13 protein-coding genes are annotated in these 15372 nt (G+C 70.5%); 10 read left to right on the top strand and 3 right to left on the bottom strand.

Going from position 1 to position 15372, the window contains the following annotated elements; genetic code table 11:
* Nucleotides 1-91 precede the first annotated feature (91 nt).
* Both MYF83_RS37120 and MYF83_RS37115 read left to right on the top strand, forming a co-directional pair.
* The gene (locus tag MYF83_RS37120) at nt 92-1309 is read left to right on the top strand and encodes an NADP-dependent isocitrate dehydrogenase (RefSeq protein ID WP_248965490.1); all 1218 of its coding nucleotides are present in this window, start codon (nt 92-94) and stop codon (nt 1307-1309) included.
* Nucleotides 1310-1481: 172 nt separating this feature from the next.
* Nucleotides 1482-3356: a serine/threonine-protein kinase gene (locus tag MYF83_RS37115; RefSeq protein WP_248965489.1), complete on the top strand. Its 1875-nt coding sequence runs from the start codon at nt 1482-1484 to the stop codon at nt 3354-3356.
* Nucleotides 3357-3363: 7 nt separating this feature from the next.
* Here MYF83_RS37115 and MYF83_RS37110 read toward each other — a convergent pair whose 3' ends face one another.
* Nucleotides 3364-3900, bottom strand: a complete 537-nt coding sequence (locus MYF83_RS37110) for a PadR family transcriptional regulator (protein ID WP_248965488.1) — start codon at nt 3898-3900, stop codon at nt 3364-3366.
* A 127-nt stretch (nt 3901-4027) separates the two neighbouring features.
* On the opposite strand from MYF83_RS37110, the gene MYF83_RS37105 reads away from it, so the two are divergent.
* Together MYF83_RS37105 and MYF83_RS37100 are read left to right on the top strand one after the other, a co-directional pair.
* Nucleotides 4028-5479: an MDR family MFS transporter gene (locus tag MYF83_RS37105; RefSeq protein ID WP_248965487.1), complete on the top strand. Its 1452-nt coding sequence runs from the start codon at nt 4028-4030 to the stop codon at nt 5477-5479.
* Between the two features lie 113 nt (nt 5480-5592).
* A complete protein-coding gene (locus tag MYF83_RS37100; protein ID WP_248965486.1) occupies nt 5593-6444 on the top strand; it encodes a DUF11 domain-containing protein in 852 nt (283 codons plus the stop codon).
* A gap of 231 nt (nt 6445-6675) precedes the next feature.
* On the opposite strand, the gene galE is transcribed toward MYF83_RS37100, so the two are convergent.
* Nucleotides 6676-7638, bottom strand: a complete 963-nt coding sequence (gene galE / locus MYF83_RS37095) for a UDP-glucose 4-epimerase GalE (RefSeq protein ID WP_248965485.1) — start codon at nt 7636-7638, stop codon at nt 6676-6678.
* Between the two features lie 120 nt (nt 7639-7758).
* Between galE and MYF83_RS37090 the strand changes: the two genes are divergently transcribed.
* From MYF83_RS37090 to MYF83_RS37065, 6 genes are all read left to right on the top strand, one after another.
* Nucleotides 7759-9108, top strand: a complete 1350-nt coding sequence (locus MYF83_RS37090) for a hemolysin family protein (protein WP_248965484.1) — start codon at nt 7759-7761, stop codon at nt 9106-9108.
* Nucleotides 9109-9204: 96 nt separating this feature from the next.
* Nucleotides 9205-9762, top strand: coding sequence for an ArsR/SmtB family transcription factor (locus MYF83_RS37085; RefSeq protein ID WP_248965483.1), 558 nt, complete (start codon nt 9205-9207; stop codon nt 9760-9762).
* Entirely contained in the window at nt 9755-10585 is an 831-nt protein-coding gene (locus MYF83_RS37080) for an SRPBCC family protein (RefSeq protein ID WP_248965482.1), read from the top strand. Before MYF83_RS37085 ends, MYF83_RS37080 begins: the two co-directional genes overlap by 8 nt.
* 96 nt (nt 10586-10681) lie before the next feature.
* Nucleotides 10682-11959 carry an SGNH/GDSL hydrolase family protein gene (locus tag MYF83_RS37075; RefSeq protein WP_248965481.1) on the top strand — a complete coding sequence of 426 codons (1278 nt, stop codon included), beginning with the start codon at nt 10682-10684 and terminating at the stop codon, nt 11957-11959.
* A 117-nt stretch (nt 11960-12076) separates the two neighbouring features.
* Nucleotides 12077-13081 carry a tryptophan--tRNA ligase gene (gene trpS / locus MYF83_RS37070; RefSeq protein ID WP_248965480.1) on the top strand — a complete coding sequence of 335 codons (1005 nt, stop codon included), beginning with the start codon at nt 12077-12079 and terminating at the stop codon, nt 13079-13081.
* A gap of 94 nt (nt 13082-13175) precedes the next feature.
* Complete coding sequence (locus MYF83_RS37065; protein WP_248965479.1) at nt 13176-14117, top strand: YihY/virulence factor BrkB family protein; 942 nt, start codon at nt 13176-13178, stop codon at nt 14115-14117.
* A gap of 45 nt (nt 14118-14162) precedes the next feature.
* Here MYF83_RS37065 and MYF83_RS37060 read toward each other — a convergent pair whose 3' ends face one another.
* Nucleotides 14163-15287, bottom strand: a complete 1125-nt coding sequence (locus MYF83_RS37060; protein ID WP_248965478.1) for a D-alanyl-D-alanine carboxypeptidase family protein — start codon at nt 15285-15287, stop codon at nt 14163-14165.
* Nucleotides 15288-15372: the final 85 nt, after the last annotated feature.

Raw genomic sequence — 15372 nt, 5'->3', positions numbered from 1 at the left:
CCCGGTCGGGTAGCCTCACGGCCATCGCGTTCGTAAAAGACCGGTTTGATCAGCCTAGTCGTAAGAAGTTGTAAGAAGGGGAACCCCAAGCATGCCCAAGATCAAGGTAGCGGGTCCCGTCGTCGAACTCGACGGCGACGAGATGACCCGGATCATCTGGAAATTCATCAAGGACCAGCTGATCCTGCCCTACCTCGACGTCGACCTCAAGTACTACGACCTGGGGATCGAGCATCGCGACGCGACCGACGACCAGGTGACGATCGACGCCGCCAACGCCATCAAGCAGTACGGCGTCGGCGTCAAGTGCGCCACCATCACCCCTGACGAGGCTCGGGTGGAGGAGTTCGGTCTCAAGAAGATGTGGAAGTCCCCGAACGGGACGCTCCGCAACATCCTCGGCGGCGTCATCTTCCGCGAGCCGATCATCATGTCGAACGTGCCGAGGCTCGTCCCGGGCTGGACCAAGCCGATCGTCATCGGCCGTCACGCCTTCGGCGACCAGTACCGCGCGACCGACCTGAAGATCCCCGGCGAGGGCACGCTGACCCTGACCTTCACGCCGAAGGACGGCTCCGAGCCCATCGAGCTGGACGTCTACGACTTCCCCGGCAGCGGTGTCGCCATGGCGATGTACAACCTGGACGAGTCGATCCGCGACTTCGCGCGGGCCTCGATGCGGTACGGCCTGGCCCGTAAGTACCCGGTCTACCTGTCGACGAAGAACACGATCCTCAAGGCCTACGACGGCCGGTTCAAGGACATCTTCGCCGAGATCTTCGAGAGCGAGTTCAAGGCCGACTTCGAGGCCGCCGGCATCACCTACGAGCACCGCCTCATCGACGACATGGTCGCCGCGGCGATGAAGTGGGAGGGCGGCTACGTCTGGGCCTGCAAGAACTACGACGGTGACGTGCAGTCCGACACGATCGCTCAGGGCTTCGGCTCGCTCGGGCTGATGACCTCGGTGCTCATGACGCCCGACGGCCGCACGGTCGAGGCGGAGGCCGCGCACGGCACGGTGACGCGCCACTACCGCGAGCACCAGAAGGGCAACCCCACCTCCACCAACCCGATCGCCTCGATCTTCGCCTGGACCCGGGGTCTGGCGCACCGCGGCAAGCTGGACAACCAGCCCGAGGTGACCGCGTTCGCCGAGACGCTGGAGAAGGTCTGCATCGAGACCGTCGAGGGCGGCCAGATGACCAAGGACCTGGCCCTCATCGTCGGCGCCGACGCCAAGTGGCTCACCACCCAGGACTTCCTCGCGGCCCTGGACGAGAACCTCAAGAAGAAGATGGCCGGCTGACGACCGTCAGGCCTCCGAAGGGCCGCCCACCGCGATCGCGGTGGGCGGCCCTTCGCCATCTGCGCGAGCCGGGCGACTCGGGAGATTACGGCGTGGTCTCGGCTGCCGGTTTGCACCCCAAGGGGCCGTAAAGTCTTCATGGTCGACACCTGACGAGACCACGGGGACATGAATGCCGGAGATCGGGCCGCTCGGACGGGGAGATCCCCAGCAGCTTGGCCCTTTCAGACTCATCGGCCGCCTCGGGGAGGGCGGTCAGGGAGTGGTGTACCTCGGCCAGAACGACGCCGGGGAACGTGCCGCGGTCAAACTGCTGCACGTCAAGTTCACCGGTGACCTGACGGCGCGGTCGCGCTTCGCCCGGGAGCTGAAGGCCGCCGAGCGCGTGGCGTCGTTCTGCACGGCCCGGGTGATCTCCGCCGACCTCGACGGAGACACGCCGTACATCGCCAGCGAGTACATCGAGGGCTGGTCGCTCCGGGAGGCCGTCGAGGCCGGCGGGCCGATGTCGGGAAGCGCGCTGGAGCGCCTCGCGATCGGCACCGCCACGGCGCTGACCGCCATCCACCACGCCGGCATCGTGCATCGCGACTTCAAGCCCGACAACGTGCTGATGGCGGCCGACGGGCCCCGGGTGGTCGACTTCGGCATCGCCCGCATCCTCGACTCGACAGGCACGATCACCAGCAGGGCCGTCGGCACCCCCGCCTACATGGCCCCCGAGCAGATCTCCGGTGGGGAGGTAGGACCGGCCGCGGACGTGTTCGCGTGGGGCTCGACCATCGCCTTCGCCGCCACGGGTTCGGCGCCCTTCGGCGGCACCTCCATCGCCGTGGTGCTGAACCGCGTGCTCAACCACGAGGCCGACCTGAGCACCATGCCCGAGCCGCTGCGCGGCGTGGTGCGCGCCTGCCTGAACAAGTCTCCAGGCGCCCGGCCGACGGCGGACCGGGTCCTGCTGCGGCTCCTCGGCCACGCCGAGGCGGCAGACGCGTCCACGGCCGTGCTCAGCCAGGGCGCCGAGGTGGCGGGCGGGGACACCATGCCCCCCGTCCCGGCGTGGCAGACCCCGGAGAACGGCACGCGGGCCGTCCGCGTGCCCTCCGGGAGGTCGCGCAGGCGCCGGTGGGCCGTGGCGGCGGCGGCCGTCCTGGCCCTGGCCGGCGGCGCCTTCGCCGTCCAGCGTTTTTGGGGGCCGGGCTTCGCGCTGGGAACGGGTGGCGGGCCGCCGGCGTCTCCCACTCCCTCGACGGGCGGCACATCCCACCGAACCCCCACGCCGAGCCCGCCGGCGCAGGCGGTGCGGTTCTTCTCCGTCGTCGACAAGACGGCCAAGACCCGCAAGCTGACCATCGCCATGCGCGACCTGGTGCCCGGGGTCGCCCTCCACGGCCAGGACGGGTGGCACGGCTTCGAGGTGGAGGTCGGCACCTACATCGCCAGGCAGCTCGGCGTCCCGGCGAGCGGCGTCACGTTCAGGGCCTCCAGCATGGCCGAGCGGGTGTCCCTGCTCGACTCGGGCAAGGCCGACCTGGTCATCGCGACCTACTCGGTCAACTCCGCCGACCCGGTCACGTTCGCGGGGCCGTACTACACCGCCCACGTGGACGTGCTCGTGCGCGAGGGCGCCCCGTTCGCGAAGGTGGCCGACCTGAAGGGGCGCAAGTTGTGCGCCCCTGGGTCGAACGCGTCGGTCCGCGTCATCCAGTCCGCGGTCGACGTGCAACTCGTTCCCGTGGGGACCTACGCCGACTGCATGGACCTGATGCGCCGGGGCGACGTGGACGCCGTGCCCGGCGACGACCTGCTCCTCGCCGGGTTCGCCAACCGCGAGCAGAGCCGGTACAAGGTGCTGGGCGCCCGGCTGACCGACGAGCGGTACGCCGTGGCGGTGAAGAGGGGCGACGTCAGGGCCTGCCGGGCGGTGCGCGGCGCCATCGCCCAGATGTACAGCGACGGCACGGTAAACGACCTGCTGAAGAAGTACTTCTCGAAGGTGGACTTCAAGCCGGACCGGACGACGCCCGCCCCGGCCGCCTGCGACTGAGCATCTCTTAGGTGGGCGGCATGCGGGCCTCGAGGTCGGCGGCGGTCTCCTTCGCCCAGGTGAGGGCCGTTTTGGTCTGCATGATGCCGAGGTTGAGGGCGTAGTGGCCGAGGTGGGTGCGCCCGGTCGCGGCCTCGCGGCGGTGGGTGGCCTGTAGCTCCTCCAGGCCCTTGAGCTTCGCCTCGATCGCGGAGGTCATCCTCGCGAGCGCGGCGAGGGCCTCCGGCCCGTCCAGCAGGGGAAGCAAGAAGGCCTCAAGCGCGCTCTCGCTGCGCGTCGCCTCGGTGGGCGTCCGCTCGGTCAGCCAGCGGCGCACCTCGGCCGTGCCCTCGCGCGTGATCGTGTAGGTCTTGCGCCCGCGCGCCCCCTCGGCCCCCACGGTGACCAGGCCGTCGATGACCATCTTGGCCAGCTCGGGATAGATCTGGCTGTGCCCCGCCTGCCACACGTGGTTGATCGACCTCTCGAACTTCTTGGTCAGGTCGTAGCCGCTGGCCGGCCCGGAGGACGACAGCAGGCCGAGAAGGGCGATCCGCAGGGACATGGTGTCATGATATCCAAGAATTGACATGTAAGTTCATACATGTCATCTTCTACACGTCTAGCCCGACATAACAGGTCGCACACACTGTGGACCCGGGACCGGCCATGTCAAAGTGAAAGGACCAGCGATGACGGCGACCACCGCCGCTCCGGCGCAGATGGAGCCCAAGGCCAGGGGGAACGGCCTCCTGCTGGCCGGCGTGCTCGGCGGGATGTTCCTGGCGATGCTCGACCAGACGATCGTCGGCACCGCGTTACCCCGCATCGTCGCGGAGTTCGGCGGCGCGGGCCTGTACACCTGGGTCGTGACGGCCTACCTGCTGACCTCCACGGTCACGGTCCCCCTGTACGGCAGGCTGTCGGACGCCTACGGGCGCAGGCCGCTGCTGCTCATCGGCGTCACGGTCTTCCTGCTCGGATCGGTCCTGTGCGGCCTCGCGCAGGACATGGGCCAGCTCATCGCCTTCCGCGGCCTGCAGGGCCTCGGCGCGGGCGCGCTCATACCGCTGTCGCTCGCCCTGGTCGCCGACATGTTCCCGCCCGAGAAGAGCGGCAAGGTGCAGGGCGCGGTCGGAGGCGTCATGGCGGCCAGCTACATCGCCGGGCCGATCCTCGGCGGGTTCTTCACCGACCAGGCGAGCTGGCGCTGGGCGTTCTTCGTCAACCTCCCGGTCGGCGCGGTGCTCCTGGCGATCATCGCGCTGCGGCTGCCCCGTACGCCGGGCACCGGGCGGGCCAGGCCCGACTACCTCGGCATCGCCGTGTTCACGGTCGCGATCAGCGCGCTGCTGATCGGCCTCACCGAGAAGGGCCTTTCCGGCCACACCTGGACCAGCCCGCCGGTCATCGGCCCGCTGCTCGCGGCGGCCGTGCTGCTCGGGGTGTTCGTCCCGGTGGAGTCGCGCGCCGAGCAGCCCATCATGCCGATGCACCTGTTCCGCAACCCCACCTACACGATCGTCAACATCGCCTCGTTCTTCACCGCGGCGTGCCTGTACGCGGGGGCCGTGTTCCTCCCGCGCTACTTCCAGGAGGCGCGGGGCCTGAGCGCCACCTCCTCCGGCCTGCACATCTACCCCTTCATGCTCGGCATGCTGGTGGGCAGCATCCTCACGGGCGCCCTGATCGCAAGGACGCGCCGCTACAAGCCGTGGCTGGTGGCCGCGCCGTTCCTGATCGCCGCCGGGGCCGTACTGTGCACCGGCCTGGCCGTGGGCACCTCGATCTGGTGGCTGGTCGCCTGGATGGCGCTCATGGGGCTCGGCGTCGGGCCGATGCTCTCGGGCCTGACGGTGGCGGTCCAGTCCTCCGTGCCGCCGAGCTACATCGGCACGGCCACCGCCAAGCTGACCTTCTTCCGCCAGATCGGCGGGTCGGTGGCCCTGGCCGTCGCCGGCACGGCCTACACCTCGGTCGTCCGCGACCAGGCGGTCACCCGGCCGCTGGCGGAGGCGCACGCGGCCGCGGCGGCCACGGTCATCCCTTGGCTCGCCACGGCCGGCGCGGTGATCGCGCTGGCGGCGCTGGTCTTACTGCCGCGGCGCCCCCTCGCCGAGGCGCCCGCGCCGGCCGCTCGGTGAAAGAACTTTGCGCTCGCGTGGGATTCGCCTGGAACGGGGGGCGCGTGTCGGGCGAGCGGGGTGCGACCCCCACGGCGTTCAATTGATCCCGAGCGCATGGGGGTCGCACATCAATGGGTCTGTTCTCGGCGGGAATCGCCGCCGGTCTCGTCTTCTTCGTCGCCGCCGCTCCGGTGGTGGTGAACGCCTCGTCCGGGCACGCGCCGGGGCGGTGGGGAGGGGCGGATCTGTCGGTGCGCGTCGCCGCCTCGCCGAGGGTCGCGCAGCCGGGCCAATGGCTGTCCTACGAGGTGAAGGTGCGCAACGCCGGCCCGGGTGAGGCGGTGCTGCCCGTCCTCACGATCCGCCTGCCCGCCGAGGTGGACATCGCCGCCGTCAACGTCGCGTCCTGCCGGCCCGGAGCGTCCAGGAACGAGGTGGTGTGCCCGTCCCCGACGGACATCGCGGCCGGTGGCAGCGGAGCGGTGACCGTCCTCGGAGTCGTCCGCGCCGGCGCGCGCGGACCGCTGCGCGCCTCGGCGGGCCTGTCGTCGGAGGTGGTCGACGGGAACGAGGCCGACAACCGCGCCGAAGTGGTGACGCGGGTCGACGAGGGCGCCGATCTCGCCGTACGGCTCTCGCCCTCGGCGCGGAGCGCGGAGCCGGGGGAGCGTTTCACGGTGAAGGCCACGGTGCGCAACCGGGGGCCGAGGGTCGTGCGCGACGCGCACGTCTACTTCACCGAGAACGGCGCGCGGTTCGTCTCGGCGCAGGGCGCCCGGTGCGCGGCGCGGCATGACCAGGTGGGCTGCGCGCTGGAACCCATCAAGTCGGGGGCGCGCGGGACGTTCAGCGTCGTGTTCCGCATGCCCCGTGGCAGGGCGGCCGAGGTGGGGACGGAGGCGACGGTCTACTCCACGCATGTCGGAGACCGCCGACCGGCCAACAACCAGGCCCGCATGCGGGTGTCGATGCGGCACGGCTGACAGCCGTCCCCCGTTCACTGTGGACGCGCGGTGCAGGTCGCGCCGGCGGGAGCTCCACCCGGGGTCGCCGTGGCGAACACCGCGCCGGCCGCGGCCAGCATGGCGCACAGCAGGATGGCGACGGCGAGCGCCATCTTCAGCGCAAAAGGTGAAAAGCTTCCAGCTTTCATCACGTAGGAGATCTCACCATAGATGACGCAGCGAGACACCTTTTTCGCGGAACGTGATGCATTACCGGTTAAGGGCGGTCCAGGCGTCGGTGACGATGCCGTGGAGATCGGCGTGTTCGGCCTTCCAGCCCAGCTCGCGCTGGATGCGCTCGGAGGAGGCCACCAGCACCGCCGGGTCGCCGGCCCGGCGTTCGCCGATGACCACCGGGATCGGGTGGCCGGTGACCTCGCGGCAGACCGAGATGACCTCCTGCACCGAGAAGCCCGTGCCGCTGCCCAGGTTGTAGATCTTGTGGGTGCCGGGCCGGCAGGCCTCCAGGGCCAGCAGATGGGCCCGTGCGAGGTCGTCGATGTGGATGTAGTCGCGGACGCAGCTGCCATCGGGGGTGGGGTAGTCGGTGCCGAAGACGCTCACCGAGTCGCGCCGGCCGAGGGCGACGGCCAGGACGTTCGGGATGAGGTGGGTCTCCACGGCGTGGCGCTCGCCGTACACGCGCCCGTCGGCCGCGGTGTAGGCGCCGGCCACGTTGAAGTACCGCAGGCTGACGGCGCCGAGGTCGTGCAGGCCGGCGAAGGCGGTCAGCGCCGTGTCGACCGCGAGCTTGGAGGCGCCGTAGGGGTTGGTGGGCCGCGTCGGGTCGGTCTCGGTGATCGGGGTGTTCTCCGGCTCGCCGTACGTGGCGGCCGTGGAGGAGAAGACGATGCGGCGCACGCCGTTCACGCGCATGGCCTCCAGCAGCGCGAGCGTGCCGCCGAGGTTGTTGGACCAGTAGAGGGAGGGCTTCTCCACCGACTCCCCGACGAGCGACCGGGCGGCGAAGTGGAGCACCCCGTCGAAACCCTGGTCCAGGACGCCCGCCGCCTCGGTGATGGAACCTTCGACGAACGCGGCGCCGGTCGGCACCGCGTCGGCGTGGCCGGTCGACAGGTCGTCCAGGACGGTGACCTCGTGCCCGGCCTCGACGAGCTGTGCCGCCACGGCGCTTCCGATGTAGCCCGCGCCCCCGGTTACCAGCAGCTTCACGTGCCTTGCCTCCGTTCGATCGTGTGCGATCGTGTTTGATTTTGTACGCTAGTGACTAGCTTACGCGCCTCTCGGCACTGTCGGGATAAACGGCAGCGGGTACGCTGACCAGATCATCGTGTGAGCCTCACCCGAACGGACATCGACGTGCACAACGTCGCGGCCAACATCGTCCTCGTCCTCGTCTTGGTCCTGATCGGCGGGTTCTTCGCGGCAGCCGAGATGGCCATGGTCTCCCTGCGCGAGAGCCAGATCCGCCGGCTGGCGGGGGAAGGCCGGCGCGGCGCGCGCGTCGCCAAGCTGGCCCGCGATCCGAACCGCTTCCTGTCGGCCGTGCAGATCGGCGTCACGGTGGCCACCGTGCTGTCGGCCGCCGTCGGCGCGGACACGCTGGCGGGCCAGCTCGAGCCGCTGATCGCCGGATCCTGGCTGCCCCGGGGGGCCGTCCGGCCGCTGTCGCTCGTGGTGGTCACCCTGGCGATCGCGTACGTGACCCTGGTGCTCGGCGAGCTCGCGCCGAAGCGCCTCGCCCGGCAACGGGCCGAAGGCCTCTCGCTGCTGGTGGCGCCGTTCCTCGACCGGGTGGCCCTGCTCTCGCGGCCGGTGATCTGGATCCTGTCCAAGTCGACCGACCTCGTGGTGCGGCTGCTCGGCGGCGACCCGGAGGCCGACCGCGCCGAGATGACGACCGAGGAACTGCGGGACATGGTCGTCGGCCACCAGGAGCTCACCAAGGACGAGCGGGACCTGATCGACGAGGTGTTCACGGCGGGCAAGCGCCATCTCCGCGAGGTGATGCTGCCGCGCACCGAGGTGGAGTTCATGGCGCTCGACACGCCACTGGCCGAGGCGGCGATCCTGGCCGCGGCGATGCCGCACTCCCGGTTCCCGGTCTACCGCGACTCGTACGACGACATAGTGGGGTTCGTCCACGTCCGTGACCTGCTGGATCCGGTGCTCACCGGGCGCATCGAGCCGATCGGCGAGCTGGTGCCCATCCGGCCCGTCAAGCTGCTGCCCGCCACCAAACGGGTGCTGCCCACGCTGACCGAGATGCGCGACGACGGCCAGCACCTCGCCATCGTCGTGGACGAGTACGGGGGCACGGCCGGCATCGTGACCCTGGAAGACCTGGTCGAGCAGCTCACCGGCGACATCCGTGACGAGTACGACGCCGACGGGGAGGCCGTGCGCCTGGTCGCGGGCGAGATGGAGATCGACGGGCTGGTCAACCTCGAGGACTTCGCCACCGAGACCGGCATCCGGCTGGATGAAGGGCCGTACGAGACGCTCGGCGGCTACGTCATGGCCGCGCTCGGCCACCTTCCGGAGATCGGCGAGCGGGTGGAGAGGCCGTCCTGCACGCTGATCGTCACCGAGATGGACGGCCGCCGCGCCGCGCGCATCCGGGTGATCAGGAAGATCGTCCCCGCCGACCCGCCGCAGGCGCCCACCGGCCCGGATTCCTGAGCCGCCGCCACCACGCACGCGCATCGCCGCCGCCACGGCCAAGATTGCGGGTGCCCATTGACAAAAAACAGTTTTACGTAAAATAATGATTTTGCGATGAGAGACGTCCTGTACCTAGAGCAGATCGAGCAGGCCGAGGCCCTGCTCAAGCCGCAGCGCATCGAGGTGCTGCGGCAGCTGGCCGAGCCGCGCACCTGCGGTGAGGTCGCGGCCCGGCTCGGCCAGACCCCCCAGCGGGTCTACTACCACGTCAAACGCCTGGTCGAGGCGGGCCTCGTCGACCAGGTGTCCGAGCGCAAGGTGCGCGGCATCCACGAGGGCATCTACCGGGCGAGTGCGCGGTCCTACTGGCTGTCGCCCCGCCTGGTCGGCCGGATCGGCCTGCGAAAGGCGCAGGACGAGCTGAGCCTCGGCTACCTGCTCGACCTCATGGAAGAGGTCCAGAGCGACATCGCCGGGCTCGACCGGGCCGCTCCCGAACTGCCGTCCGTCGGCGTGTCCGGCGAGATCCACGTGCCACCGGAACGCCGCCAGGAGTTCCTGAACGACCTGCAGACCGCGTTGCAGGACCTTTTCACCCGCTACGGCGGAGCAGAAGGAGACGCCTTCAAGCTCGTCGTGGCCTGCTACCCCAAGGAGACCCCCCATGAGTGAACCGTTGAAGCTGAGCGCCCGCATCGCCACGCCGATGAAGGAGGTCCACCACGCGCTGACGGACGCCGAGGCGCTGCGCGTCTGGCTCGCCGAGCACGCCGAGGTCGACCTCCCGGACCGGTACGCGTTCTGGGGCCGTCACACGCCCGGCGGCGAGGACCCCCACCAGCGTCCCCTGCATGTCGACGACCACACGGTGCGCTTCTCGTGGCGGCTCGGCGGCGAGGACACCACGGTGGAGTTCAGCCTCGAAGAGGAGGGCGCGGAGTCGACCATCGTGACGTTGACCCAGACCCACTTCTCCCACGAGGCGATGATGAGCGGTGACAGCGATCTCGGGCTGCTGCACACGTTCTGGGCGATGGCGATCGCCAACCTGGCCGACCACCTGGAAGGCCGCGAGCTCCTCCCGAGGTGCGACTTCACCTCCTCGCGGATGGAGGGCCGGTTCGTCATCGACGCCTCGCCCGAGGCGGTGTACGACTCCCTCATCGACTCGGAGAAGGTCACCCGGTGGTTCGGGTTCCCCGTCGGGATCGAACCCCACGTCGGCGGGCGCTTCGCCATGGGAGGCCTCGACGCCGGCGATGCCGCGCGGATCATCGATCTCGACCCCGGCCGCAAGCTGGTCACCGACTGGGGCCCCACCGGTGTGACCACCTGGGAGCTGGAAGGCACCGGCGGAAAGACGCGGCTCACCTTCGTCCAGAGCGGCTTCGACACCTCTCGGCCGCCCTACGGCGCCTGGATGGGCTGGCTCAGCGGCCTGGCCGAGCTGCGCCGCTTCCACGAGGTGCCCGGCTGGCAACCCATGTGGGTCTGAGACCGCCCCGCCGGGGCCGACCGCTGGCGGCCTGCCCTGGGGGCGGTCCGGCCGGCATCCGATCGCACCTTCCGCATGGCTCGAAAGGACGACCTGGTGACCTCATCACGACGTAGATCACTCTTCGCCGCCGGTGTGGCGGCGGCCCTGGCGGCGGCCGTGTCACTCGCACCCGCGGCCGCCGCCGCGGGCGGTCCCGGCGGCGACGGGCGTGGCTGGTCCGGCGCCTGGAGCACCGCTCCGCAGCCCCCGATGGGGGGAGAGGCGGAGCCGAACTGGTCGCAAGCCGGTTTCGCCGGCCAGTCGATCAGGCAGGTGGTCCGGGTCAGCGCCGGCGGCTCGCAGGTGCGCATCCGCCTGTCCAACGCGTACGGCACCCGGCCGCTGCGCCTGGCCGGGGCGACGATCGCCAAGGCGGGCGAGGGCGCGGCGGTCCGGCAGGAGACCGTGCGCCGGCTGACGTTCGGCCGCTCGCCGTCGGCCACGATCGCGCCCGGCGGGGCCGCGACCTCCGACACCGCGCCGCTGTCCACCGCACCTCTCGACAAACTGACGGTCACCGCCTACTTCGCCGAGCCCACGGGCGCCGCCACCTTCCACGAGGGCGGGCTGACCACGACCTACCGTGCCGCCGGAGATCAACTGTTCGACGGCGCCGGCGGGGCGTTCGGCGAGACCAGCCACTCGTGGTACTTCCTGACCGGAGTGGACGTCTCCGGCGGGCCCCGCCCGTTCGGGGGCGCCGTCGTGGCCTTCGGCGACTCCATCACCGACGGCGCCGTCTCGACGCCCGGCGCCGACAACCGTTACCCGGACGAACTGGCCGAGCGGCTCGTCGCCGCGGGCAGGCCGATGGGCGTGCTGAACGCCGGCATCAACGGCAACATGCTGCTCACCGACTCGCCGTGCTTCTCCGGCGTCAGGGGGGTGGCGAGGTTCTCCCGCGACGTGCTGGAGCAGCCCGGGGTGCGCACCGCGATCGTCCTGATGGGGGTCAACGACATCGGCCTCGGCGGGCTCGACCTCGGGTGCGGCACGCCCCCGCTGATGACCCCCGATCGGCTCATCGAGGGGCACCGGGCGCTGATCCGCGCCGCGCACGCCCGCGGCATCACGATCATCGGCGCGACCATCACCCCGTTCAAGGGCAACGAGTACTACGACAGCCCGCGCAACGAGGCCGTCCGCGACGCGGTGAACCGGTGGATACGCCGCAGCGGGGAGTACGACCAGGTGGTCGACCTCGACAGGGTCCTCGCCGACCCCGCCGACCGCGACGCGCTGAACCCCGCCTACGACGGGGGAGACCGGCTGCACCCCAACGACGCCGGCATGAAGGCCATGGCGGCGGCCGTGGACCTCGATCGTCTGTGAACCGGTGGAGAGCGGCGCCGTACGCGGCGCGCCGCTCTTCGCGTTGGACGACATCGGCCGGTGCCGGTCACGGTCCGAGTCGCAGACCGGCCCCAAGTCCTGACACAATTGTGTGCTATGGCCAGTCCTCGTGTCCTCTCCGGCATCCAGCCCACCGGCGACTCCTTCCACCTCGGCAACTATCTCGGCGCCGTCCGGCAATGGGTCGCGCTCCAGGAGACGCACGACGCGTTCTACTTCATCGCCGACCTGCACGCGATCACGGTGAACCCCTCGCCCGCCGAGCTGCGGCGCCGTACCCGCGTTTCGGCCGCCCAGCTCTTCGGCGCGGGCATCGACCCCGAGCGCAGCACCCTGTTCGTGCAGAGCCACGTCCGCGAGCACAGCGAGCTGGCCTGGATCCTCATGTGCAACACCGGCATGGGCGAGGCCGCCCGCATGACGCAGTTCAAGGACAAGTCGGCTAAGTACGGCGAGACCTCCGCGGGGGTCGGCCTCTTCACCTACCCCATCCTCCAGGCGGCCGACATCCTGATGTACCAGGCCGACTACGTGCCGGTGGGCGGCGACCAGAAGCAGCACCTCGAGCTCACCCGCGACCTCGCCCAGCGCTTCAACGCCAGGTACGGCGAGACCTTCAACGTGCCCGCGCCGTACATCCTCAAGGAGGTCGAGAAGATCGGCGACCTGCAGGAGCCGCTGGCGAAGATGTCGAAGTCGTCCTCCAGCCCCCAGGGCATCATCGAGGTGATGGAGGAGCCGGGCCCGCTGCGCAAGAAGATCATGCGCGCGGTGACCGACACCGGCTCGGAGGTCGTCGCCGACCCCGAGAACAAGCCCGGCGTCACCAACCTGCTGCGCATCCAGTCGGTCTTCACCGGCACGCCGATCCCCGAGCTGGAGGCCCGTTACGCCGGCCTCGGCTACGGCGCGTTCAAGAAGGACGTCGCCGAGGTCGTCATCGAGGCCCTGGCGCCGATCCGCGAGCGCACCGAGAAGCTCCTGACGAACGAGGCGGAGCTCGACCGCCTGCTCGCGGCCGGCGCCGCGCGGGCCTCGGCCGTCGCCCGGGAGACCATGGAACTGGTCCGCGACCACATCGGCTTCCTGCCCAAGCCTTGAGCCTCGCGCCCGGGTCCTGAGCCTCGTGCCCGGGTCTGGACCCCGTTCCCCGCGGGTGCTCGCATACCGTACGCCCGCGGGGTAGATGTGCAGGATGAAAAGCGCGTGGGCCTCGATCCTCCGTGGCGTGGAGGCCGTCAAACAGTGGGGCAGGGCCAGGACCGAGCGTTACCGCGTCCGCATGCGCTGGTTCGACCATCTGATCCGCAGCCTCCACCGCTACCAGAGCCAGCGCGGTGACCGGCTGGCGGGCGCGGTGACCTACTTCGCGTTCCTGTCGTTCTTCCCCCTGCTGGCGCTGGCCTTCGCGCTGTTCGGCTACGTCGTCACGGTCAGCCCGGGCGCGTTGAAGACGCTGGAGACGGCCGTCAACCAGCAGCTTCCCGGGCTGGCGGGGCGGTTGCGCATCGCGGACCTCGCCGAGGCGCGCACGAGCGCGGGGGTGATCGGCCTGCTGGGCCTGTTCTACGCCGGCCTCGGCGTCATGGACGCCCTGCGGGACGCGCTGCACGAAATGTGCGTCAGCTGCGAGCCGCCGATGAACTGGTTCGCCGGCAAGCTGCGCGACCTGGTCGCCCTGCTGCTGATGGGCCTCACGCTCGTGGTGTCGGTGGCGGTCGGCGGGTTCGCCGTCCAGGCCACCGGCTCCATCCTCGGCTGGCTGGGGCTCGCCGACTCGGTGGTGGCCGCGGCGCTGGTGCGCACGGCCGGAGTGCTGATCAGCGTCGGCGCGGACATGCTGGTGTTCCTGGTCCTCCTCGGCTGGCTGGCCAGGGTGGGCAAGCCCCTCGCGACCACGCTCAGGGGAGCGCTGCTCGGCGCCGCCGGGTTCGGCGTGCTCAAGCAGGTCGCCACCCTGCTGCTCTCGCACACCCTCACCAACCCGATCTACGGCACCTTCGCCGTGGTCGTCGGCCTGCTCCTGTGGCTGAACTTCGCCGCCCGGTGGGCTCTGTACGTGGCGGCCTGGACGTCCACCGCCGGCGGCGCGCCCCCGCCCGAGCCCACCCCCGTCCCCACCAGCCAGTACGTCTAGCCTTCGCCGAGGGCTCCGGAGCGGGCCGGTGCGCGGGAGCCGTCGCTACGGCTCCAGCGGGTCCTCGCGCCGGACGCGGGATCGGCGGCGCATCCCGTAGACCACCCACACGACGCCGCCGAGCAGCCCTACGGCCACCACCAGGGCGCCGATGCCGACCACGGGAGAGTCCTGCGCCGCGGCGGGCCTGGCGGGCGCTGGAGCGGCCACAGGAGGGCCGCCCACGGGCTTGGTCGGCTTCACCTGGGGGACCGGCCCTACCAGCGTGCCGACGGCGGCCACGCGGCCCCTGGACGCGAAGCCCCAGTCGAGCAGCTCCTTGACCTCCTCCCAGAACGACCCCTCGTGGTGCATGACCGAGACGATGATCGTGTGCCCGTCCCGCTTGGCGGCCCCGACGAAGCTGCCCAGCGCCTTGGTCGTCCAGCCGTTCTTCACCCCGATCATGCCGGGGTAGCGGCCGAGGAGCCGGTTGTGGTTCGCCATCTCGTAGTGCTTGCCCCCGGGAGCCGGGAAGTTCGCCACCTTGGTGCCGACGTACTCGCGGAAGTCGGTGTTGGCCAGCCCGGCCCGGGCGATCAGCGCCAGGTCGTACGCGGAGCTGCTCTGGCCGGGCTTGTCCAGGCCGTTCGGCGTCTTGGCGACGGTGTCCAGCGCCTGGAGCCGCTTGGCTTCGGCGTTCATGTCGGCGAGCGTGCGGGCGAGGCCGCCGTTGGTCTCGGCGAGCGCCACGGCCGCGTCGTTGCCGGAGACCATCATCAGCGCCCGGAACAGGTCGTCCACCTTGTAGATCTTGTGCTGGGTCAGGCCGACGGCGCTCCCTTCGACGTTGCACGCGTCGGCGCTGGGCTTGATGATCTTGTTCTTGTCGAGCCGGGGGATGAGCGTGACGGCGGTGAGGATCTTCAGGGTGCTGGCGGGAAGATAGCGCCCGTGGGGATCCTTCGCCGCCAGGACCTGGCCGGTGTCGGCGTCGGCGACCACGAAGGCGGAGGCCTCGCTCTTGGGCAGGGCCTGGGACGCCGGGTCGACCACCAGGCCGTGCCTCCCGAGCAGGGTGCCGCCGATGGCTGTGGTGTCGTCGGACGCGGGACGCGCGTGAGCCGGCGGGGTGACCAGCGTCAGGCCCCCGGCGAGCGCGAGTGCGCTGACTGTTGCTACGTGCTTCATCCCCATAGGGCACTCAGCGTAGCTTTGTCACTTTTCACATGGGGCAAGACACGACAAAGATCGCGAAGGTGCCTGGTCAGGAATC

The organism is Sphaerisporangium perillae, from assembly GCF_023276435.1.
In the GTDB taxonomy this organism is placed as follows: domain Bacteria; phylum Actinomycetota; class Actinomycetes; order Streptosporangiales; family Streptosporangiaceae; genus Sphaerisporangium; species Sphaerisporangium perillae.
Note: the sequence above shows the minus strand (reverse complement) of the source record. Positions and strands in the feature narration are given on the sequence as shown.